Annotated in this window: 19 protein-coding genes; 10 read left to right on the plus strand and 9 right to left on the minus strand. The window is 59.3% G+C overall.

The window, feature by feature from the left end; translation table 11 throughout:
* The first annotated feature begins 68 nt into the window (after window positions 1-68).
* From ABH912_RS10960 to ampC, 3 genes are all read left to right on the plus strand, one after another.
* The gene (locus ABH912_RS10960; protein ID WP_429510638.1) at window positions 69-1,415 is read left to right on the plus strand and encodes an MFS transporter; all 1,347 of its coding nucleotides are present in this window, start codon (window positions 69-71) and stop codon (window positions 1,413-1,415) included.
* 37 nt (window positions 1,416-1,452) lie between these two features.
* Complete coding sequence (gudD, locus tag ABH912_RS10965; protein ID WP_429510639.1) at window positions 1,453-2,796, plus strand: glucarate dehydratase; 1,344 nt, start codon at window positions 1,453-1,455, stop codon at window positions 2,794-2,796.
* A 134-nt stretch (window positions 2,797-2,930) separates the two neighbouring features.
* Window positions 2,931-4,070, plus strand: coding sequence for a class C beta-lactamase (gene ampC / locus ABH912_RS10970; protein ID WP_429510640.1), 1,140 nt, complete (start codon window positions 2,931-2,933; stop codon window positions 4,068-4,070).
* 79 nt (window positions 4,071-4,149) lie between these two features.
* Here the strand turns inward: ampC and ABH912_RS10975 are convergent, their stop codons facing one another.
* Window positions 4,150-4,518, minus strand: coding sequence for a DUF6124 family protein (locus ABH912_RS10975; protein ID WP_429510641.1), 369 nt, complete (start codon window positions 4,516-4,518; stop codon window positions 4,150-4,152).
* Between the two features lie 315 nt (window positions 4,519-4,833).
* Window positions 4,834-5,397, minus strand: coding sequence for a DUF4174 domain-containing protein (locus ABH912_RS10980; protein ID WP_429510642.1), 564 nt, complete (start codon window positions 5,395-5,397; stop codon window positions 4,834-4,836).
* A gap of 179 nt (window positions 5,398-5,576) precedes the next feature.
* Between ABH912_RS10980 and ABH912_RS10985 the strand changes: the two genes are divergently transcribed.
* A complete protein-coding gene (locus ABH912_RS10985; RefSeq protein WP_429510643.1) occupies window positions 5,577-5,945 on the plus strand; it encodes a VOC family protein in 369 nt (122 codons plus the stop codon).
* Here the strand turns inward: ABH912_RS10985 and ABH912_RS10990 are convergent.
* From ABH912_RS10990 to ABH912_RS11005, 4 genes are all read right to left on the minus strand, one after another.
* Window positions 5,942-8,176 (minus strand): ATP-binding protein, encoded by a 2,235-nt coding sequence (locus tag ABH912_RS10990; protein ID WP_429510644.1) that lies wholly within the window; start codon window positions 8,174-8,176, stop codon window positions 5,942-5,944. The genes ABH912_RS10985 and ABH912_RS10990 overlap by 4 nt on opposite strands.
* Window positions 8,173-8,772, minus strand: coding sequence for a biliverdin-producing heme oxygenase (locus ABH912_RS10995; protein WP_429510645.1), 600 nt, complete (start codon window positions 8,770-8,772; stop codon window positions 8,173-8,175). Before ABH912_RS10995 ends, ABH912_RS10990 begins: the two co-directional genes overlap by 4 nt.
* Before the next feature lie 182 nt (window positions 8,773-8,954).
* Window positions 8,955-9,740: a sulfite exporter TauE/SafE family protein gene (locus ABH912_RS11000; RefSeq protein ID WP_033057357.1), complete on the minus strand. Its 786-nt coding sequence runs from the start codon at window positions 9,738-9,740 to the stop codon at window positions 8,955-8,957.
* Window positions 9,741-9,842: 102 nt separating this feature from the next.
* Window positions 9,843-10,592 (minus strand): hypothetical protein, encoded by a 750-nt coding sequence (locus tag ABH912_RS11005; protein WP_429510646.1) that lies wholly within the window; start codon window positions 10,590-10,592, stop codon window positions 9,843-9,845.
* A gap of 252 nt (window positions 10,593-10,844) precedes the next feature.
* Here ABH912_RS11005 and ABH912_RS11010 point away from each other — a divergent pair, with 252 nt between their 5' ends.
* From ABH912_RS11010 to ABH912_RS11020, 3 genes are all read left to right on the plus strand, one after another.
* Window positions 10,845-11,993 (plus strand): aldose epimerase family protein, encoded by a 1,149-nt coding sequence (locus ABH912_RS11010; RefSeq protein ID WP_429510647.1) that lies wholly within the window; start codon window positions 10,845-10,847, stop codon window positions 11,991-11,993.
* Between the two features lie 184 nt (window positions 11,994-12,177).
* On the plus strand, window positions 12,178-12,999 hold the full coding sequence (locus ABH912_RS11015) for an aldo/keto reductase (RefSeq protein ID WP_429510648.1): 822 nt from the start codon (window positions 12,178-12,180) through the stop codon (window positions 12,997-12,999).
* 29 nt (window positions 13,000-13,028) lie between these two features.
* Window positions 13,029-13,499, plus strand: a complete 471-nt coding sequence (locus tag ABH912_RS11020; RefSeq protein WP_046056087.1) for a DUF1810 domain-containing protein — start codon at window positions 13,029-13,031, stop codon at window positions 13,497-13,499.
* Here the strand turns inward: ABH912_RS11020 and ABH912_RS11025 are convergent.
* The gene (locus ABH912_RS11025) at window positions 13,464-15,824 is read right to left on the minus strand and encodes a DNA polymerase II (RefSeq protein ID WP_429510649.1); all 2,361 of its coding nucleotides are present in this window, start codon (window positions 15,822-15,824) and stop codon (window positions 13,464-13,466) included. The genes ABH912_RS11020 and ABH912_RS11025 overlap by 36 nt on opposite strands.
* Window positions 15,825-16,238: 414 nt before the next feature.
* On the opposite strand from ABH912_RS11025, the gene ABH912_RS11030 reads away from it, so the two are divergent.
* The gene (locus ABH912_RS11030) at window positions 16,239-16,679 is read left to right on the plus strand and encodes a CBS domain-containing protein (protein WP_033057363.1); all 441 of its coding nucleotides are present in this window, start codon (window positions 16,239-16,241) and stop codon (window positions 16,677-16,679) included.
* A gap of 1 nt (window position 16,680) precedes the next feature.
* Here ABH912_RS11030 and ABH912_RS11035 read toward each other — a convergent pair whose 3' ends face one another.
* A complete protein-coding gene (locus ABH912_RS11035; protein ID WP_429510650.1) occupies window positions 16,681-17,304 on the minus strand; it encodes a glutathione S-transferase family protein in 624 nt (207 codons plus the stop codon).
* A 163-nt stretch (window positions 17,305-17,467) separates the two neighbouring features.
* On the opposite strand from ABH912_RS11035, the gene ABH912_RS11040 reads away from it, so the two are divergent.
* A complete protein-coding gene (locus tag ABH912_RS11040; RefSeq protein ID WP_429510651.1) occupies window positions 17,468-18,262 on the plus strand; it encodes a DUF4349 domain-containing protein in 795 nt (264 codons plus the stop codon).
* Window positions 18,263-18,415: 153 nt separating this feature from the next.
* Complete coding sequence (locus ABH912_RS11045; protein WP_429510652.1) at window positions 18,416-18,778, plus strand: hypothetical protein; 363 nt, start codon at window positions 18,416-18,418, stop codon at window positions 18,776-18,778.
* An 80-nt stretch (window positions 18,779-18,858) separates the two neighbouring features.
* Here ABH912_RS11045 and ABH912_RS11050 read toward each other — a convergent pair whose 3' ends face one another.
* Window positions 18,859-19,953 (minus strand): DUF1615 domain-containing protein, encoded by a 1,095-nt coding sequence (locus ABH912_RS11050; RefSeq protein WP_429510653.1) that lies wholly within the window; start codon window positions 19,951-19,953, stop codon window positions 18,859-18,861.
* Window positions 19,954-20,128: the final 175 nt, after the last annotated feature.

A 20,128-nucleotide genomic window follows, 5' to 3' on the forward strand; every position in this document is an offset into this window, starting at 1 on the left:
ATGATGTCTATCAACAACGCAACACCCAGTCACACCCCGCATAAAAATAATCAGTGGGAGATAACGCAGTGAATACATCCATATCCGGGATGAACGATGGCGCCGATTCGGTCCTGAAATCCGCCATCTCGAAAGTGAAACGCCATGTTCTGCCGCTGTTCGTGATCATGTTCATCGTCAACTACATCGACCGTGTGAACATCGGCTTCGTCCGCGCCCACATGGAACATGACCTGGGCATCGGCGCTGCCGCCTACGGCCTCGGCGCCGGTCTGTTCTTCATCGGTTACGCGCTGTTTGAAGTCCCCTCCAACATTCTCCTGCAAAAAGTCGGCGCTCGAATCTGGCTGACCCGCATCATGCTGACCTGGGGCCTGGTCGCCGCTTGCATGGCCTTCATCCAGAACGAAACCCATTTCTACATCCTGCGATTCCTGCTCGGCGTGGCCGAAGCCGGTTTCTTCCCCGGAGTGATTTACTACTTCACCCGCTGGTTGCCTGGCGTTGAACGCGGCAAGGCGATTGCGATCTTCCTCAGCGGTTCGGCGATTGCTTCGCTGATCTCCGGCCCGCTGTCCGGGTTACTGCTGCAAATCAGCGGTTTCGGGATGCACGGCTGGCAGTGGATGTACTTCATTGAAGGGATGTTCTCGGTCGGGTTGTGCGTGTTTGTCTGGTTCTGGCTGGACTCCAAACCCCACGACGCCAAATGGCTGAGCCGCGACGAACAAAACGCGCTGGTCAAAGCCATCGACGACGAACAACTGGCCCGCGAAGCCGCGACCCCGATCAAGCCGTCGTTGGGCACACTGCTCAAGGATCGCCAGATCATCCTGTTCTGCCTGATCTATTTCTTCATCCAATTGACCATCTACGCCGCGACCTTCTGGCTGCCGAGCATCATCAAGAAGATGGGCGACCTGAGCGATATTCAGGTCGGGTTGTTCAACTCGATTCCATGGTTGCTGTCGATCGTCGGCATGTACGCCTTCGCTTCGCTGTCGGCCAAATGGAAGCATCAACAAGCGTGGGTCGCCGCGGCCCTGCTGATTGCAGCAGCCGGGATGTTCATGTCCACCACCGGTGGGCCGATCTTCGCCTTCGTTGCAATCTGCTTTGCTGCGCTGGGTTTCAAATCGGCGTCGTCGCTGTTCTGGCCAATTCCACAGGCCTATCTGGATGCGCGGATCGCTGCCGGCGTGATCGCGCTGATCAACTCGGTGGGCAACCTCGGCGGCTTCGTCGCGCCGACCACGTTCGGCCTGCTGGAAGAACGCACCGGTTCGATTCAGGGCGGGCTGTACGGCCTGGCCGCGACCTCGATCATTGCCGCAATCATCGTCTTCGCCGCACGCAACAAACCGAAATCCGCACCTGCTGCTGCACTGGCCAAACCAGCGCCCAATCACGCCTGAACACTCATGTAAGAGCACTGTTTTGAAGGACATGACAATGAACACACAAGAAACCGCCAAAGCCCCGATCATCACCAGCATGCAGGTTGTTCCGGTGGCCGGCCACGACGGCATGTTGCTCAATCTGAGCGGTGCTCACGGGCCGTTTTTCACCCGCAACATCGTGATCCTCAAGGACAACGCCGGTCACACCGGCGTCGGTGAAGTACCGGGCGGTGAGCGCATTCGCCAGACCCTCGAAGATGCTCGCTCCTTGGTGGTCGGCAGCCCGATCGGCACTTACCAGAAGATCCTCAATCAAGTGCGCCAGACCTTCGCCGATCGCGATGCCGGCGGTCGCGGGTTACAGACGTTCGATTTGCGCATCACCATCCACGCCGTCACCGGCCTGGAAGCCGCCCTGCTCGATCTGCTCGGTCAGCACCTGGACGTACCGGTTGCCGCCCTGCTCGGCGAAGGTCAGCAGCGTGATGAAGTGAAGATGCTCGGTTATCTGTTTTATGTCGGTGATCGCGACGAAACCGACCTGGCCTACCGCAGCGAGCCGGACGCCGACAACGACTGGTTCCGCGTGCGTCACGAAAAAGCCATGACCGCCGACGCCGTGGTGCGTCTGGCCGAAGCCGCCCACGCTCGCTACGGTTTCAAGGACTTCAAACTCAAGGGCGGCGTGCTCAGTGGCGATCAAGAAATCGAAGCCGTCACCGCCCTGGCCGAACGCTTCCCCGATGCGCGCATTACCCTCGATCCGAATGGCGCGTGGTCACTCAAGGAAGCCATTCGCCTGTGCCGGGATCAGCATCACGTACTGGCTTACGCCGAAGACCCATGCGGCGCGGAAAACGGTTATTCAGGCCGGGAAGTCATGGCTGAATTCCGTCGTGCCACAGGCCTGAAAACCGCGACCAACATGATCGCCACCGACTGGCGGGAAATGGGCCACGCGATCCAGTTGCAATCAGTGGACATTCCGCTGGCCGACCCGCACTTCTGGACCATGCAGGGCTCGGTCCGCGTGGCGCAGATGTGCAATGAATGGGGCCTGACCTGGGGTTCGCATTCCAACAACCACTTCGATATTTCCCTGGCCATGTTCACCCACGTCGCGGCCGCCGCGCCGGGTGAAATCACCGCCATCGATACGCATTGGATCTGGCAGGACGGCCAGCGCCTGACCAAAGCGCCGCTGCAAATCGTCGGCGGCTGCGTACAGGTGCCGAAGAAACCAGGGCTGGGCGTCGAACTGGACATGGATCAACTGGCCAAGGCTCATGAGTTGTACAAAGGCATGGGATTGGGTGCGCGGGATGACAGCGTGGCCATGCAGTTTCTGATTCCCGGATGGAAATTCGATAACAAGCGGCCGTGTCTGGTGCGCTGATTCAGCGGTCGCGCCTGGCCTGTTAACAATCAGCCCGGCTCGCCTAAAGGCGGTCGGGTTTAAAAACCGTTCGGAAGGTTGCGTTTAACACCCTAAAATAGCGCGCAATTGAATCACTGACGGACCAAACCAACATGGATAGGCTGAAAACTCTCGCCGTTTGCGTGGCGCTGCTCGCCACTGGCCAATGTGTCGCACAGGATCAAATCGAAACGGTGGTGAATGCCGCCGTACGACCGGTCATGCAAGCCCAGGCCGTTCCCGGAATCGCCGTGGCCGTGACCGTCAACGGAAAGCCGTATTACTTCAACTACGGCGTGGCTTCGAAAGAGAGCGCACAACCCGTCACTGAAAACACCCTGTTCGAGATCGGTTCGGTAAGCAAAACCTTCACCGCCACCCTCGCCGCCTACGCTCAGGCCTCCGGCAAACTGTCCCTGTCGGACAAGGCCAGCAGCGTGCTGCCGGAACTGCGTGGCAGCGCGTTCGATAACATCAGCGTGCTGCAACTGGGCACCTACAGCGCCGGTGGCCTGCCGCTGCAATTCCCCGACGAGGCCGATGCACCGGACAAGATGCTCGGCTATTTCCAGCAGTGGAAACCGACCTATGCCGCTGGCACCCATCGGCTGTATTCGAACCCGAGCCTGGGCTTGTTCGGTTATCTGGCAGCCCAAAGCATGGGCGCGCCGTTTGATGACGTGATGGAAAAAACCCTGCTGCCGAAACTCGGGTTGAAACACACCTACCTCACAGTGCCGCAGGCTCAAATGGGGCTTTACGCTCAGGGTTACAACAAGGATGACAAACCGGTGCGAGTCGGGCCGGGGGCACTGGATTCGGAGGCTTATGGCGTAAAAACCAGCGCTGCGGACATGATTCGGTATGTTGAGGCGAACATGAAGCCGGCCAGCCTCAAAGACCCGATGCAACGAGCAATCGCCACGACACATACCGGTTACTACAAGGTCGGCGACATGACTCAAGGCCTCGGATGGGAGTTCTACCGCTATCCGGTCACCCTCGATACATTGCTGGCGGGTAACTCGACGCAGATGGCGATGGAGGCTCACGAAGTCCAGTGGCTGACCCCGCCGCAACCTCAACCGGAAAGCGTGCTGATCAACAAAACCGGCTCAACAAGCGGCTTCGGTGCCTACGTGGCGTACGTGCCGTCGAAAGACATCGGCATTGTGATCCTGGCCAACAAAAACTACCCGAACCCTGAGCGGATCAAGATTGCTCATACGATATTGAGTGCACTGGCGAAGTAACCAGGAGCAACTAGATCTCTAATAGGCAAACAAAATGGGCGACCCCTTTGAGGTCGCCCATTGTCGTTACTGCGTCAGCTCAATGCCGAGTCGGCGGCTGAGCGTCAGGTACATCGCTTCTAGGATCAAGATTTTCCCGTGCCTGATTCACCAACAACTCAGTGACCGCCGCCAAATGCTGAATCGACAGCAGTACCTTGCGGTTCGAGCCTTCCAGTATCCCGGCAAAACTCGCAATCAGGACATTCAGGGAGGCAAGGTTTTCGCAGGCCTGATTCAGCAGGGTCAGTGTGTCGACACCGGGGGCAACAGTGAAAACCTGCTGGGTCGTGGCGGGACGCCCGGGGCTTCGGGTGACTGCGCCTTTTGCGGATTCACACGGCTTCGCGGGATCGGGATGATCGGCATCGGTCGGGGTTTGCGGTTGATGCTTGCTGAACTTTTTCACAGACGAGGCTCCTTGTTGTGCCATTGGTGTTTTCGTCCCTGGATCCCTCAGTGTCGCGGATTCCCACGTCCGACCGCGATTTTGCGGTGGCTGACGAAGGCTAGCGGTGCTCTCTGACAGAAACCAGTTCATCAAGACCGACAGAACTTGCAGGAAACTTCCGAGACCAATAGAAGCCAATACATCTCCCCCCGGAACACCCGGTTTTTTTAGCAACTGCCGAGCAAACAAAATGGGCGACCTCTTGAGGTCGCCCATTTTTCATTGTTGTAGCAGTTGGCGCAGCCTGCGTTCGGCTGCTCCAAAAGTCTGCGTTTAATCATCCGGCATTTCAGGGGGTTTGGCAGGCTTCGCCGGTTTGCCCGGTTTTGCACCTTTGGCACCCTTGGCGGCAGGTTCCGCTACAACGGGCATCACGACCGCCGGCGCTGCGGCTTCTTTCTCAGTCGCTGGCAAGGCGTCGATGGTATCGAAGATTTTCTTCAAATTGACCGATTTTGATTCATCCCCCGAACTCTCGAACTTCTTCTCGCCGTCCTTGCCCACCAGGATGACTTTGGGTAACGCCCCCGCGCCGAGTTTCAGCGAACGGATCAGTGCCATGGTGTCCTGTTGGCCGAGATCCTTGCCGTCGAGTTGACCGAACATGTTCAGCACGGTGTACACCCTGATATTGCGTTGGGCGACACCCTCCTTGTTGGCTGGATCGTCCAGCGACTTTTTCAGGCCCACCCAGACCGGGTCAACCGTGCTGGGAGCAATCACAATCAGTGGCCGGGCCCTGCCCTTGTCAATATCCAGAGGTGAGCCATCATCGGCGGCAAACAAGGGGCCGGCGAAAGCCAGCAGGGTAGTCAGGATCAATGACCTGATGAGCATGCGCATCTCCTTTTGATATCCACGCTCTAATGATTGCGCATCGCGGCGTTCGTTCCGGGTGACGCACGCAATTATGTCTCGCCTTGCCCCAAGCTTAGGTCAGGGCGGTCATTGCGCAACAGGCTGAGCTAATCTCATAGCTCAATAACGACGCCCTGATCCGCCGTGAGGACCCGTGCATGAGCGCTCAGTTGAACCACACCATCGTCTGGTGTCGCGACAAGCAGACATCAGCCAACTATCTGGCAGACATCCTCGGCCTGCCCCGCCCTGAACCCTTCGGCCCGATGCTGATCGTCAAGTTCGACAACGGTGTGTCGCTGGACTTCTACGACAATGACCCGCCGATTGCCTCCCAGCATTACGCGTTTTTGATCGGTGACGACGACTTCGATGCGGCCTTCGCCCGCCTGCAAGCCCGAAAGCAACCCTGGTGGGCCGACCCCGGCAAACAACGACCGAACGAGATCAACGATTACGGCGGTGGCCGGCGAGTTTACTTCGATGACCCGGACGGGCATCTGCTGGAAATTCTGACCCGGGCCTAAGCCTCGCCCATCACCAACGCCGGAATGGAAAAGGTGAAGACGCTGCCAACCCCCGGCTCGCTCTCGGCCCAAAGCTCTCCGCCATGGGCCTGCACGATGCTGCGGCAGATGTACAAACCCAGGCCACTGCCGTTGGGATTTCCGTCACGAATCGACCAGTAGCGCTCGAAGATGTGCGGCAAATGCACGGCGTGGATACCGCCGCCATTGTCGCGTACCGAGATCAGCACCTTGCCGTTTTCCTGGCGGGCGCTGAGGTCGATACGCCCGCCCGAGGAGGTGAATTTAATCGCGTTGCCCAACAGGTTCGACAACACCTGGAACAACCGCTCGGGATCAGCATCGATGCTCAACCCTTCAGAACTGCTGCAGTTGAGCTCGATGTTTTTGTCGGACGTGAGGGTCACCAGCAACGAACAGGCTTCCTGAAGCAAATCGACCACATCCAGCGGCCTGCACGCGAGTGGGTACTTGCCTGCATCGAGTTTCGACTTGTCCAGCAAATCGACAATCAGGGTGTTCATCCTTGCGGTGGCTTCTTCCATGGTGCCCAGGGCCGCGCTCATCCGCACGGTATGCTTGCCTTCGTCCTTGGCAACCAGGCGCTGCATCATTCCGCATTGCATGATGATGATGGTCATGGGATTGCGCAGGTCATGGGACACCACCGCCACTAACTCATCACGCTCGCGGACCGCTTGATGCTCGCGGAGCACCTGACGGGCGAGGTCGTTTTCGATGGCACTGCGGCGCAGTTCCCTGACCGCATAAGCATCCGCCGTACTCCATTCACGCGCCCTGCCCTCCACTTGCTGTTCCCACAGCGCAAAGGAGGTACGCGGTTGCAGACGGTTGTCGGTCCCGGCACTGAAATGCTCATCAGGATTGCCGCTCCACTTCATGCTGGAGCGCAGTTGCGGGCGGAACCACAGGACGCCGTTGTCCACAGGCTTGGGCAGTACGAAAGCCAGCAGACCGCTGGCCACGTCGCTGTAGCGCGCGCTGGCACCGTGCAAGCCTTGCAGGTGGTCAGTCAACAGCGGCTCGCCGCTTGCCAGGCATCGCTCGCGCACCCACAGGTACAGGGCGCGTACCTGCTCGACCGTCGGGCACTCACCGAACAACTGCAAGCGATCTTCGATCAATACGGCGACGCCACTGGCCTCGGTCAGGTCCAGCAATTGCGCCGGGTGGTTGAGCAGCCCCTCCAGCACACCCCTATCAGCCAGGCGCATCGCGGTGGTCAGTTCAGTGATCAGCCGGGATTTCTGTTCACGCTGACGCTGTTCGTCCCGGGTTTGCAGGGCCGTGATCTGCACGCTGAGCAATTGGGCGATCGCGGCGCACATCGTGCGCACCGAGTGACTGACCAGCAACGGTTCAGGATGGGCACACGTGATCAGCCCCCAAAGCTGATCGCTCTCCAGCAGCGACAGGCTCATGGAGGCCCGCACGCCCATGTTTTCCAGGTACTGGCAGTGCACTGGCGACACGCTGCGCAGGACCGAAAACCCCAGATCCAGAGGCTGCCCCGTGTCAGGGCGCAACACCGGAAGAATCGGCACCGGCACATAACGCGCATCCGGGATCACCCGGATCCAGTTCAGGCGATACAGCTCACGCGCCTGCGCCGGAATGTCCGAGGCGGGGAAGCATTGCCCCAGGTAACCGGGCAGAACACCGCCCAGCGCCTCGCTGATGACTTGCCCATGCCCCGCCGGCTGGAAACGATAAATCATCACCCGGTCGAAGCCGGTCAGGCGGCGGATTTCATCGACACTGACGGTGTACAAGTCCTCCAGCGTGCTGGCTGCCTGCATCCGTCGCAGAGCCCGAAGCAGGATGGCGGTGTTGTCTGGTGTAGCGTCGTGCAACGGCTCCAGCTCAAGAATAATCACACCGTCACGTCGGTTGAGCGATCCGTTGAACCGCTGCCCCTCTATCTCCAGCAACAACGGATTGGCGTCCTCCAGGTCATTCAACAGCAGCGCCTGACGAACCTGCTCTGTCGCCGTAGCACCCGACAGCAGCGTCAACGGTTGCTGCAATAAAGCCGCCGCCGTCTGACCGAGCAACGCAGCACAATTGCGGCTGATCTGCTGGATGATCAACTCAGGCTCACTCAGGGTCAGCAGAACGCCATGGGGCTGGATCGACCCCGGAATCCGGATCGCTTCGCTGGCGCATTCGGCGAGCGCGGCGTCGAGTTGCTCATCGGTGAGGCGGTTCATACCAATACCTCGCAGCGCTCGAGCCAACCTTCGAAGGTCTCGAAAGTCGCTTGGGCCGCAACCACCGACTTCGCTCGTTCAACGGGACCACACACCTCATACAGACACGCCAGGAAACCGCGCCACATCAGCAAGGTCGACGGGCCGTACACCGAAAAAAACCGGCCGCCCGTGTGTTCATCGATGCCCAGGCGCGAGTACAGGCCGTTGCGCAGCGATTGCCCACCCAGCGTCGCGCCTTCCAGGACGTACAACACGCCCAGCACATCGGCAATGGAGCGGGGCTGAAGGGAAAATGGGCAGAGGGGGATGGCATCGATGGCGGCAGCGTCCAGACCCAAGGCATACAGATCGGCTTCAAGCGACGGGGTTTTGCTGCGCATCAGCCAGTCCAGGCCGGGAATGTCCGTCGCCACCGGGAACAGCAGGTTTTCCAGCGGCCGATAAAAACCGTAGTAGGCCTCGATCAGGCGGGTGTAGAGCAATAAATCGGCGGTGAAAAACGGAATGCGCTTTTCCAGCACCAGATGCTGCCGGGTCGTGGCGGTGCGCAGTTCACTGAGGATCAGCGGCAGGCTTTTGGACGGGGCGGTCACGACAGTGTGTCGAAGCAATACCCGGCTTCGTGGCTTTGATACTCGGCGATTGGCGTGGACACGTGCCACCTCTAGTCGATCACGGGAAAATGCCGACAGGTCATTCAAGGTGAATGAAGGCTGGCTTTCCACCGTAGCACCAATGCGGTGCAGGAGGTGGTTTGTTTCTGGAACGGGCGGAATCAGAACGCCAGTTTGTACCCGATCAGCACCAGCATCGTGGCCAGGCAAGGCCGCAGCACTTCATCGGAGATACGGCCCGTCAGGTGGCTGCCCAGGTAAATCCCCGGCAGCGAACCGATCAGCAAATAACCCAGCACGTGCCAATCCATGTTGCCCATGCTCGCATGGCCGAGGCCGGCAACCAGGGTCAGTGGTACGGCGTGCGCGATTTCCGTACCCACCAGGCGGCGGGTCGGCAACAGCGGATAGAGAATGAACAACGCGACGGTGCCCAGGGCGCCAGCGCCGATGGAGGTCAGGGCAACCATAGTGCCGAGGACCAGACCGGTGATCACGGTCAGCGCATTCAAGCGCTTGCCGCTGGGGTTGTAATGACCGCCCGCACGTTTGTGGGCGAAATCGAGCAGGCGTTTCTTGAAGAAAATCGCCAGCGCCGTGGCAAACAGCACAAAGCCCAACGCCTGTTTGATGACCGCGTTCATCGCCTCGGGCGACGTTTGCAAGGTGCTCAGGAACCACAGCGTCAGCGCCACCGCCGGCACACTGCCGAGGGTCAGCCAACCGGTAATGGCCCAGTCGATGTTCTTGTTCTTTCGATGAACCAGCACGCCACTGGACTTGGTAATCGCCGCGTACAACAAATCCGTCCCCACCGCGGTGGCCGGATTGACGCCGAACCACAACAGAATGGGGGTCATCAAAGAACCGCCACCCACCCCGGTCATCCCGACAATAAAGCCGACCACCAGACCTGCCACGACTAAACCGAAATTACCGAATTCCATTAACACGCCCACAAAAAACGCATGAAAAATCTGGTCCGCAGCATAGCGATTTTTCTTATAACCAGTTATATCGATGCGATCTATATTTATGCACTTTTTCGTTTACTGCACGGGCAAGAAATTCAAAAACAGCAAACTCTGCGCGTAGTTCAGACCGATCCGTCGGTAACGCTCGTCCAGCATCTGCGTCAGCAAATCCAGCCGCGCGACGATCTTGCCGAACTCCACCGCGAAACTCAGGTTGCTGCCCTCCTCCGAGATTTCGTTGGAGAACAGCAAAGGCTCGCCGTTCTTGCTTTGTCGCTGGCTGAGTATCCAGGTGGCTTTCTCGATGTTGCGGGCAGCGTTGCTGACGAACGTCGGATTGATCGCATCGGTCATGTAGAACTCGATCCGATTGCCGTGGGCGGTGACGAGCATGCTGCCGATGGCATAGATGAAGGCACCGACGCGGTCGCCGAGAAACTCCGGGCTCATGGCATAACTCAGCGCTGCCAGGTCTTTTTTGCCACCCAGGGTCGGCAGCGGTTGTTGCTGTTCGATGGCCATGCGCACTTGCTTGCCAGCGGTGCGGGCGTCGAGGAAACCGGATTTTTTCAGCTCGTCCGGGTTGCGCAGGTAGAGCTTGCTCATCAGCAGGTAGAGGCTGTCGAGGTTGTCGCGCATCGTCAGGGTTGCCATGCGGTCGACGCTGGTCTGGAGGAATTCCTGGGGTTTGCCTTCACGGAACTGGCTGACGATGTCGCTGCCCTGCTGCTGACTGCACCCGGAGGTTACGAGCATCGACAAGCAGGCCAACAGCAGGCAATGGCGGCGGATTAGCGGGGTGGTGAGGGGTAAAACTCGAGCCATGGGTTCTTGAACTTGGGCATGGGCCGGCGGTGGGGATTCGCCGCAGGCTGGCCAAGGATAGAGCCGTGAATCCTTGAAAAGTGCGGTGCCGGCGGTCCGTAAGCACTGGCAACCGTTAAGAGGATCGCCAAATTAGTCATACTTTATAATTGCAACAGTTCATACATAAGCTATAAATCCTTCCTTGATCGCATTGAAACGCGATTATTAGTATGACTACTTCGTTAAAAACAACAAAAAGGAAGGTCAACCATGCTTCAATCCCGATACCCACTCTGCGGCCTTGGACTGTCCCTGATGATCGCCACCCTCTGCGCCCAGGCCGCCGGCCTGTCCAGCGAACACAAGGCCTTCGGCAAAACCAATGACGGCACGCCCGTCGAGCAATACATCTTGCGCAACAGCCATGGCCTGACCGCCACGGTCATTACCTACGGCGGCATTCTGCAGTCGCTGAAAGTGCCGGACAAAAACGGCAAGCTCGACGATGTGGTGCTCGGTTTCGATAACGTGCAGGGCTATCAGAGCGGCACGGCGTACTTCGGTGCGACCATCGGGCGCTTCGGCAATCGCCTGGCCAACGGTGCTTTCGAACTGGACGGCAAGCGCTATCAGGTACCGCTCAACGACGGTTCCAATTCGCTGTACGGCGGCCCTCAGGGTTTTGACAAAGACGTCTGGAAAGCCCAACCGAGCAACGGCAAGGATTCGGTCGGCGTGACCCTGACGTACCTGTCGGCGGACGGTGAAATGGGCTTCCCCGGCAACCTGAAAACCGAGGTCACCTACAGCCTCACTGAGCAAAACGAGTTGCGCATCGACTACAAGGCTTCCACCGATAAAGCCACAGTGTTGAACCTGACCAATCACAGCTATTTCAACCTGGCTGGCGCCGGTAACGGTGATGTGCTGAAACAGCTCGCCACCCTGCACGCCAGTCATTACACGCCGGTCACCGGAAAATTGATCCCGACCGGTGAACTGGCCCCGGTGGCTGGCACACCGATGGACTTCACCCAACCGACCGCCATTGGCAAGAACATCAAGGCCGATCACCCACAGTTGAAATTTGCCGAACCGAAACAGGGCGGCTTCGATTTCAACTGGGTGCTGAACGCCATGGGTGATGTGGGCCAGCTCGCCGCCGAGGTCAGCGATCCGCAATCCGGTCGTCGCTTGCAGCTCTACACCACCGAACCCGGCGTGCAGTTCTACACCAGCAACTTCCTCGACGGTTCGGTCAAGGGCAAGTCTGGCAAGGTCTATCCGCACTGGGGCGCGTTCACGCTGGAGACCCAGCACTATCCGGATTCGCCGAATCAGCCGACCTTTCCGTCCACGCGCCTGGACCCGGGCAAGACCTATGCCCAGAGCACTGTGATGAAGTTTTCTGCCCAATAAAAAAGGTCAAAAGATCGCAGCCTTCGGCAGCTCCTACCAAGCCAGGGTCCACCCGCGATATCACGGATGGACTGGTCCGGTGTAGGAGCTGCCGAAGGCTGCGATCTTTTGATTTAGCGGCGGAACCCTCGGGCTATTCTGCTGCCCACTGATGTATCGATCGAAATTCAGAAAGGAGGTTTGAATGCGGACCCTCGAACTGGCCGGCGTCAAGGTACCGGTCATCGGCCAAGGCACCTGGCGCATGGGCGAAGATCGTTCCCGGCACACCCAGGAAGTGGCTGCATTGCGCCAGGGCATCGAACTCGGCATGACCCTCATCGACACCGCTGAAATGTACGGCGAGGGCGGCGCTGAGGAAGTGGTCGGTGAAGCCATCGCCGGCAGGCGTGACGAAGTGTTTCTGGTCAGCAAGGTGTACCCGCACAACGCCAGCCGCAAAGGCATCCCCCAGGCGTGCGAACGCAGTCTGCGGCGGCTGGATACCGATTACATCGATCTGTACCTGCTGCACTGGCGCGGCCAGTATCCCCTTGAAGAAACGGTCGAAGCCTTCGAACGCTTGCGCGAAGAAGGCAAGATCGGTCGCTGGGGCGTCTCCAATTTTGATGTCGACGACCTGGAGGAACTGGCCTCACCGGCCTGTGCCACCAATCAGGTGCTCTACAACCTGGAAGAACGCGGCATCGAGTTTGATCTGTTGCCCTGGAGCCGCCAGCATCAAATGCCGGTCATGGCCTACTGTCCGATCAGTCAGGGTGGGCCTATGCTGAACCATACAACCCTCAAACAAATAGCCGCTCGTCACCGGGTGACGCCGGCCCAGGTAGCACTGGCATGGATGCTGCGTAAGGAAGGCGTGATCGCCATCCCCAAAGCGATCCGACCCGAGCACGTACAACTCAACGCGCAAGCGGCGCAATTGCAATTGGAGACTGGGGATCTGGAGGCGCTGGACCAGGCGTTTCGCGCACCACAACGCAAACAGCGGTTGGCCATGGTCTGAGCCATCGCTGTCTGTCAGAGGGCTTCGGCATGAGAAGCACTGATCAGGACGATTCCTTTAATCTGCAACGCTTTATCCAGGCGCAGGACCCGGTGTTCAAACGGGTCCAGGCCGAGCTGAACGCCGGTCACAAGCGCAGTCACTGGATGTGGTTCATCTTTCCGCAATTCTCAGGATTGGGCGGCAGCGAGATGTCCCGCCACTTTGCCATTCGTTCCAAAGAGGAAGCCGAGGCGTACCTCAATCATCCGCTGCTGGGTTCACGGTTGCGCACCTGCACGCAATTGGTGCTGAACATCGAAAACAGCTCGATTGCGGCCATCTTCGGTCACCCCGACAATCTCAAGTTTCATTCTTCCATGACGCTGTTTGCCCAGGTTGCCGGCGCCAACAGCGACTTTCATCGAGCACTTGATCAGTATTTCCACGGCATCCTGGATGACTGGACGTTGTTGCTACTGGATTCAAAACAGGCCCAACTGCCCACCCACCAAGGTTGAAAAGTCGTCGTCCACGAAGGGCAGAATGGCGTCCGCCACCGGTTGCAGTTGGCGGGAGACGTAGTGGTCGTAGTCGATGGGCGCGCTGCGGATTTCCAGCGGCTCGGGCCCGGCGACGGTGATCACGTAACTGATCCAGCCACCGTTCTGGTATTGCCGCGGACGGCCCTGCTGGTCGTTGTACTCATCGGCAATCCGCGCGGCCCGCACGTGGGGCGGCACATTGCGCTGATAGTCATCGAGGGTGCGGCGCAGGCGCTTGCGGTAGATCAGGCGATCGTCGAACTCCCCCGCCAACGTCTTGCGCACGTAGTCGCGCACATAATCCTGATAGGGTTTGCGATTGAAGATGCGCAGGTACAGCTCCTGCTGGAACTGCCGGGCCAGCGGCGACCAGTCGGTGCGTACGGTTTCCAGGCCTTTGTAGACCATTTCGTCGGTGCCATCGGCGCGGGTCACAAGCCCCGCATAGCGCTTCTTGCTGCCCTCCTCGGCGCCGCGAATGGTCGGCATCAGAAAGCGCTTGTAGTGGGTTTCGAACTGCAACTCCAACGCACTGTCCAGACCGTATTCCTGCTGCACATGCTCGCGCCACCACTGGTTGACGTGATCCACCAGCGCGCGGCCGATCTGTGCGGCTTCTTGTTGACCATGGGCACGGCGCAGCCAGACGAAGGTCGAGTCAGTGTCGCCGTAAATCACAGTGTGGCCCTGGGCTTCAATCAGCTGTCGCGTACGCAGCATGATTTCGTGGCCGCGCAGCGTGATGGACGACGCCAGGCGTGTATCGAAGAAGCGGCAGCCGCTGGATCCGAGCACACCGTAAAAGGCGTTCATGATGATTTTCAGGGCCTGGGACAGCGGCGCATTGTGTTCGCGCTTGGCGGTTTCGCGACCTTCGGCGACTCGGGCGACGATGGCGGGCAGGCAATGCCGGGTTCTGGAAAAACGTGCACCGCGAAAGCCTGGCACCGACTCGCTGTCATCGGGATGTTTAAGCCCCTCGATCAAGCCCACCGGGTCGATGAGGAAGGTACGGATGATCGATGGATAGAGGCTTTTGTAGTCGAGCACCAGCACCGACTCGTACAGGCCCGGTTGCGAGTCCATGACAAAGCCGCCGGGGCTGGCCTGCGCAGGCTTGTTGCCAAGGTTCGGCGCGACGAAACCCTGGCGGTGCATCAGCGGCATGTAGAGGTGCGTGAACGCCGCCACCGAGCCGCCACTGCGATCCGCCGGCAAACCAGTGACGCTGGCCCGCTCCAGCAGGAAGGTCAGCAGCTCGGTCTTGGCGAAAATCCGCGTCACCAGCTCGCAGTCCTTGAGGTTGTACTTGGCCAGGGCCGGTTTGTCCTCGGCGAACATGCGGTTGATTTCGTCCATGCGCTGGTATGGGTTGTCGATCGACTTGCCCTCGCCAAGCAGGGTTTGCGCGACGTTTTCCAGGCTGAACGAGGGGAAGCTCCAGGTCGCCGAGCGCAGGGATTCGATGCCGTCGATGATCAGCCGGCCAGCAGCCGAAGCGAAGTAATGGTTGCGGCTACCGTGTTCGCGCCACTGCATTTCCTCACCGCCACGCCCCAGTTTCAGCGGCACCGCCAGACGCCGGGCGTGTTCGTGGAGCACGCGCAGGTCGAATTGCACGACGTTCCAGCCGATGATCGCGTCGGGGTCATGGTGGGCGAACCACTCGTTGAGTCTTTTCAGCAGCAAGGTTCGGGAATCGCAGTATTCGAGCTGGAAATCCACTTCGCTGTCGTCGCCATTGGGCGGGCCGAGCATGTAGACCTGGCGCTCGCCGCAGCCTTCCAGGGCGATGGAATACAGCTCGCCCTGAGCGGTGGTTTCGATGTCCAGGGAGACCAGCCTGAGGCTCGGGCGATAGTCGGGGTCGGGTTTCATTTGCGCATCGAGCAGCAGGCCTTCGGCGTTCGGCGTGCCACTGAACCGGACCGGTGCGGTGATGAAACGCTCCATCATGTAGCGTTCCGGCGGGCGCACATCGGCTTCGAACATGTCGACGCCAGCCTTGCGCAGCGCGGTTTCCAGACGTATCAACTGGCCGTACTGCTGGCAATACAGACCAAGTACCGGGCGGTGCTCGAAATCCAGCAATGCCAACGGCCGCAGCTCGACGTTCTTTTCGCCGCGCAGCAGCGCTTCGGCCTGCTCGCGCTGGGCGGCGGGGATGAACGCCACCGACGGTTGATGAGGCAGGCGGATCCGCTGGGGACCGGTGTCGGTCGCCAGCCAGAACTCGACTTCCGTACCGGCCGGGGTATCGCGCCAATGCCGGGTCAGGACGAAGCCCCGCTGTAAATCCACCACTGCAACCTCACATTTGATTCAGGTCGCAATTCTACGCGCCATTGCGGGTGGAAAGCGTGGAGGCTTATGGATTTGGCAGCCTTTAGAACCACCACTCACCCTAACCCTCTCCCCACGGGGTAGAGGGGACTGACCGAGGTGTTCTTAGAGCTACATCGACCTGAATTACCGAGTTGAACTCAAGGTTTGAAAAACATGAAGATCGGCTCCCTTTCCCCCCTCCCCCGTGGGGTGAGGGGTGGTTCTTGAAGTCGCAGCCAGATTGCAGGTGTTTATCGACCTGGTACGGAGATATTCGAAAGAAAAACCGCTGAATGGCGTTTTTTGCGTGTTATCTGCCGCTTTCTCCCTTGCCCTCAGCGCCCGTGTCTACGATTCTTCAAGGACAACGACAACACCTGAGAAACTGCCATGAAAACCGTCGCCCAACTGCTGAAGTTAAAGGCTGAACAGAATCATGAAGTCCACACCATTGCACCGCATCAAATGGTGCTGGAAGCGCTGATGGTCATGGCCGCGAAAAACGTCGGTGCCTTGCCGGTCGTCAAGAATGGCGAGGTCGTCGGCATCATCAGCGAGCGTGACTATGCGCGCAAACTCGTGCTCAAGGGCCGCTCCTCCGTCGGTACGCCGGTCGAAGACATCATGGTGTCGCCGGTGATCACCGTGGACACCCATCAAACCGTCGAAACCTGCATGGGCATCATGTCCGACAAACGCCTGCGCCACTTGCCGGTGGTGGAAAACGGCACATTGATCGGCTTGCTGTCGATCGGCGACCTGGTCAAGGAGGCCATCGCCGAACAGGCTGAGCTGATTCGCCAGTTGGAGCAGTACATCCGCGGCGAATAGATCAATCCGGCCAATGCCGCGCGAAGACCGGTGCCAATGTCGGGTGCCGGTCGATGCGCGTAAGCCACGCGAAAAACCCGGGCCTTGCACTGCGTAAATGTTCCCGACTGCCCGCCCATCTGGACACCACACCCGCCAGCACATCCAGCGCCCCCGGCGTCTCGTCGCCCAAGTACAAATCGCCCGAAAACTGATCAGCAAACACCTCCCAATTCCTGTGCAGTCGCGCGCGGGCGCCGATCATGAGGTTTTGCCTGGACGATTCATCCGCCTCGGCCAACCAGCGCTCGGGGTAGTCGATGACGCCAATGGCCGAATAGCAATTGCTGACGATGTACACCAGGCCTCGAATGGCCTGATCCCGCGCGGCGGTGTCTTTCGGCAACAGGTTTGATTTGGGGAACGTGAGCCCCAGGTGAATCAGAATCGCCGCGCTCTCGGTGAGAACGCTGCCATCGGGCAATTGCAGCGTTGGAATCTGCTTGAGCGGATTGAGTTTCTCCAGCGCGTGAGTCGCCTCGGCAGAGGCTTCAACGTCGATGAAGCGGTAAGGGATTTCGCAAAGCTCCAGTGCCGCTTCTATCGCGGCAGCGCCGGAGTTCTGGTGTCCGTATAGCTGGTACATATCGCGCGCTCCTGGCGAAACGAAAATAGAGTCAGCAGACGAGTGGGCACGAGGCACGTTCCCTGCCATCGGGCCGGGCGATAAAGGTAAGATACGCCTCCCGGGCCGCACTCATGACTACCCGTCGCGGTTCAAGCCCTACTGCACACTTCAAGGAAAGAACATGCGCCAACAGGATGGCGGTCTCCCCCCGCTTCTTCGTCTCTATGGGTTTCTTCTGGCAGGCCTGGCCCTGAGTGGCTGCTCGCCGAGCGAACACTCGTCATCGACCAGTCTAGCCGGTGAACAAGGGCGCGGTGGCGCCATGCTTGCCTATGAGCACGAACTGCAACTGTTGCTGCCCCAGGCGCAAATCGGGCCGCGCTTGCAGGCCACACGTGAGGCCTGCGAAACCGCACGCTTCGGGGCCTGTAACGTTCTGCGTATCGAGCAAGGCGCCGGCCGCGCCGAGATCACTTTGCGCATTGCCCCCGCTGGCGTCGAACCGCTGGTCACGATGGCGGCCGAGGGTGGGGAACTGGGTCAACGAATCACCAGTGCCGAAGACCTGGCCGATGCCGTGGACGACACGCGTCGGCGTCAAGAACGGCTCAAGGCTCAGCAGCAACGTCTGGATGAGTTGGCGACCCGCAAAGACATCAGCGTCACGGATCTGATTACCTTGAGCAAAGAGCAGGCCGGGATCGAAAACGACCTGCAAGCCCTGGCCCAGATCGCCGCCGGACACCAGCGCCGCCTGGACACCAATCGGGTCACGCTGTCGTTCCTGCCGACCGACGCCAGCAGTCGCTCGTCGCACCTGAGTCAAGCGTTCAGCAATTTGCTGGACAACCTGGCCGATGGCGCGGCCGATGCGCTGGAGAAAGTCAGCTATGCCCTGCCCTTCCTGATTCTGGCCTTCCCGCTGTTCATGCTGTGGGTCTGGTTGTGGCGCAAGTTTGTTCGCCGGCGCACGTGAGTCGTTGAACTGAAACATCACGCACACGAGGGGTGCGTCGCCCTTCCTATCATTGCCGTCGATGTTCACCATCACGGCAATGAAGTTCTCATAAAAAATCCGCGGCGTAACATCGGCTCCATACCAAACAACTACACCCCGGAGCACACCATCATGAAACGCCAAACTATCCTCAGCATCGCTTTCTCGGTTTTTGCAGTTAACGCTTTCGCCGCTACCTCTGTTCACCCGGTTGTCGCCGAAGGCGGTTCGGATCGTCTGATTGAAAACCGCGTTGCCGAAGGTGGTTCGGATCGTCTGATCGAAAGCCGCGTTGCCGAAGGTGGTTCGGATCGTCTGATCGAAAGCCGCGTTGCCGAAGGTGGTTCGGATCGTCTGATCGAAAACCGCGTTGCCGAAGGTGGTTCGGATCGTCTGATCGAAAACCGCGTTGCCGAAGGTGGTTCGGATCGTCTGATCGAAAACCGCGTTGCCGAAGGTGGTTCGGATCGTCTGATCGAAAGCCGCGCTGTATAAATGAATGGTTTTACCGCGGTACTCAATGAAAAACCTGGCCTTATCAGCCGGGTTTTTTTACGCCTGTTTTTTGCGCTCGGTCACTTGCCGGCCCGTGCCATGCAACGCTGATAACGCTCATCGACCCGCTTGGCAAACCATGCCGTGGTGAGTTTGCGGGTGATTTTCGGGCTTTGCAGCGCAATCCCCGGCAACACCGCACGCGGGAATGGCCGATCTTCCGCCTTTTCGGCCAGGGCGAAAACCCGTGCATAGAGCTGGGTGTCCTCGAATTCGAAGTTTTTGCCCTCCTCCAATTGATCCCGAATAGTCGGATTGCGCATGCCCAGTTGCTTGCCGAGGGTACGCACCGCCAATTCCGTGGTGCCAGGCATGATCGAATCGTAACGAACCAGGTCACCATCCAGCTCCAGCGGTATGCCCGACGCGCGACTCACCGCGTTCTGAAACGCGGCATTGCGACTGGCGTACCAACCGGCATTGAAATCGGCAAAGCGATACAGCGGTTGTTTGTAGCTCACCGGATAGCCGAGCAAGTGGGCGATACCGAAGTACAGGCCGCCGCGACGAGTGAACACTTCATGACGGATCGAACCGCTCACCGGGTACGGATACGCCTTCGCCTGTTCCTCGGCGAAATCGATGCTGACCTGCATCGGCCCACCGGTATGCACCGGGTTGAACCCACCGAACAGCGTCTTGCCCATGGGCACCATGCCGATGAAGTCATCGAAGATCGCGCTGAGTTCTTTTTCGCTGCGCGCCGCATTGAGGCGGTCGCTGTAGCTTTTGCCGTTGGATGAACTCACCTGCAGCGCACCGCTCACCAGCAGGCCCGGAATGTGGGCTTTGTCGGCACGGCGGTCGATCTCCTCGCGGGCGATTTTGCCCAGGCCCGGTACCGGTGGGTCCACCTGAAAGGTCGACTCCTGCTCGGTGACCGCCAGTACCGAGCACAGGTTTTGGGTGGATGGATAAATGTTCTGGGCAGCAAATGCTGCGTAAATATCGGTAGCCCAGCCCTGGCGATCAGTGGTTTTGGCCGGCAGCAGACGCACGATCTCGGCCTTGACCTCGGCAGGCTTGCGCGCAGGAAGCTCTTGCGTGCGCTGAGTACCGCAACCGGCCAACACCAGCAGCGCGGCGACGCTCATCATCAATCGATTGGCTTGCATGTTGCTCCATCAAATCCGTTGAGCCGGGTTAACCATACGATCAATGGCATGGCGCAGGCTATGACTCTCGCCGCCCCCTGCTGTTCCCCATCGCAGCGCGGGACCTTTTTCCGTTTGGCAGACAACCTGCCCGTCCGTCCCGGCTGAACCATACTTGTGCCACACACCGAGGAGG

The organism is Pseudomonas sp. BT76 TE3572 (genome assembly GCF_050435365.1).
GTDB classification, from domain to species: Bacteria; Pseudomonadota; Gammaproteobacteria; order Pseudomonadales; family Pseudomonadaceae; genus Aquipseudomonas; species Aquipseudomonas fluorescens_W.

What these genes read in the sequence shown, in the direction of transcription:
- ampC (WP_429510640.1), top strand. Translation starts at nt 2,931, where the DNA reads ATGGATAGGCTGAAAACTCTCGCCGTTTGCGTGGCGCTGCTCGCCACT.
- ABH912_RS11050 (WP_429510653.1), bottom strand. Translation starts at nt 19,953, where the DNA reads ATGCAAGCCAATCGATTGATGATGAGCGTCGCCGCGCTGCTGGTGTTG.
- ABH912_RS11035 (WP_429510650.1), bottom strand. Translation starts at nt 17,304, where the DNA reads ATGTACCAGCTATACGGACACCAGAACTCCGGCGCTGCCGCGATAGAA.
- ABH912_RS11005 (WP_429510646.1), bottom strand. Translation starts at nt 10,592, where the DNA reads ATGGCTCGAGTTTTACCCCTCACCACCCCGCTAATCCGCCGCCATTGC.
- ABH912_RS11040 (WP_429510651.1), top strand. Translation starts at nt 17,468, where the DNA reads ATGCGCCAACAGGATGGCGGTCTCCCCCCGCTTCTTCGTCTCTATGGG.
- ABH912_RS10990 (WP_429510644.1), bottom strand. Translation starts at nt 8,176, where the DNA reads ATGAACCGCCTCACCGATGAGCAACTCGACGCCGCGCTCGCCGAATGC.
- ABH912_RS11015 (WP_429510648.1), top strand. Translation starts at nt 12,178, where the DNA reads ATGCGGACCCTCGAACTGGCCGGCGTCAAGGTACCGGTCATCGGCCAA.
- ABH912_RS11010 (WP_429510647.1), top strand. Translation starts at nt 10,845, where the DNA reads ATGCTTCAATCCCGATACCCACTCTGCGGCCTTGGACTGTCCCTGATG.
- ABH912_RS11000 (WP_033057357.1), bottom strand. Translation starts at nt 9,740, where the DNA reads ATGGAATTCGGTAATTTCGGTTTAGTCGTGGCAGGTCTGGTGGTCGGC.
- ABH912_RS10980 (WP_429510642.1), bottom strand. Translation starts at nt 5,397, where the DNA reads ATGCTCATCAGGTCATTGATCCTGACTACCCTGCTGGCTTTCGCCGGC.
- ABH912_RS11020 (WP_046056087.1), top strand. Translation starts at nt 13,029, where the DNA reads ATGAGAAGCACTGATCAGGACGATTCCTTTAATCTGCAACGCTTTATC.
- ABH912_RS10985 (WP_429510643.1), top strand. Translation starts at nt 5,577, where the DNA reads ATGAGCGCTCAGTTGAACCACACCATCGTCTGGTGTCGCGACAAGCAG.
- ABH912_RS11045 (WP_429510652.1), top strand. Translation starts at nt 18,416, where the DNA reads ATGAAACGCCAAACTATCCTCAGCATCGCTTTCTCGGTTTTTGCAGTT.
- ABH912_RS11030 (WP_033057363.1), top strand. Translation starts at nt 16,239, where the DNA reads ATGAAAACCGTCGCCCAACTGCTGAAGTTAAAGGCTGAACAGAATCAT.
- gudD (WP_429510639.1), top strand. Translation starts at nt 1,453, where the DNA reads ATGAACACACAAGAAACCGCCAAAGCCCCGATCATCACCAGCATGCAG.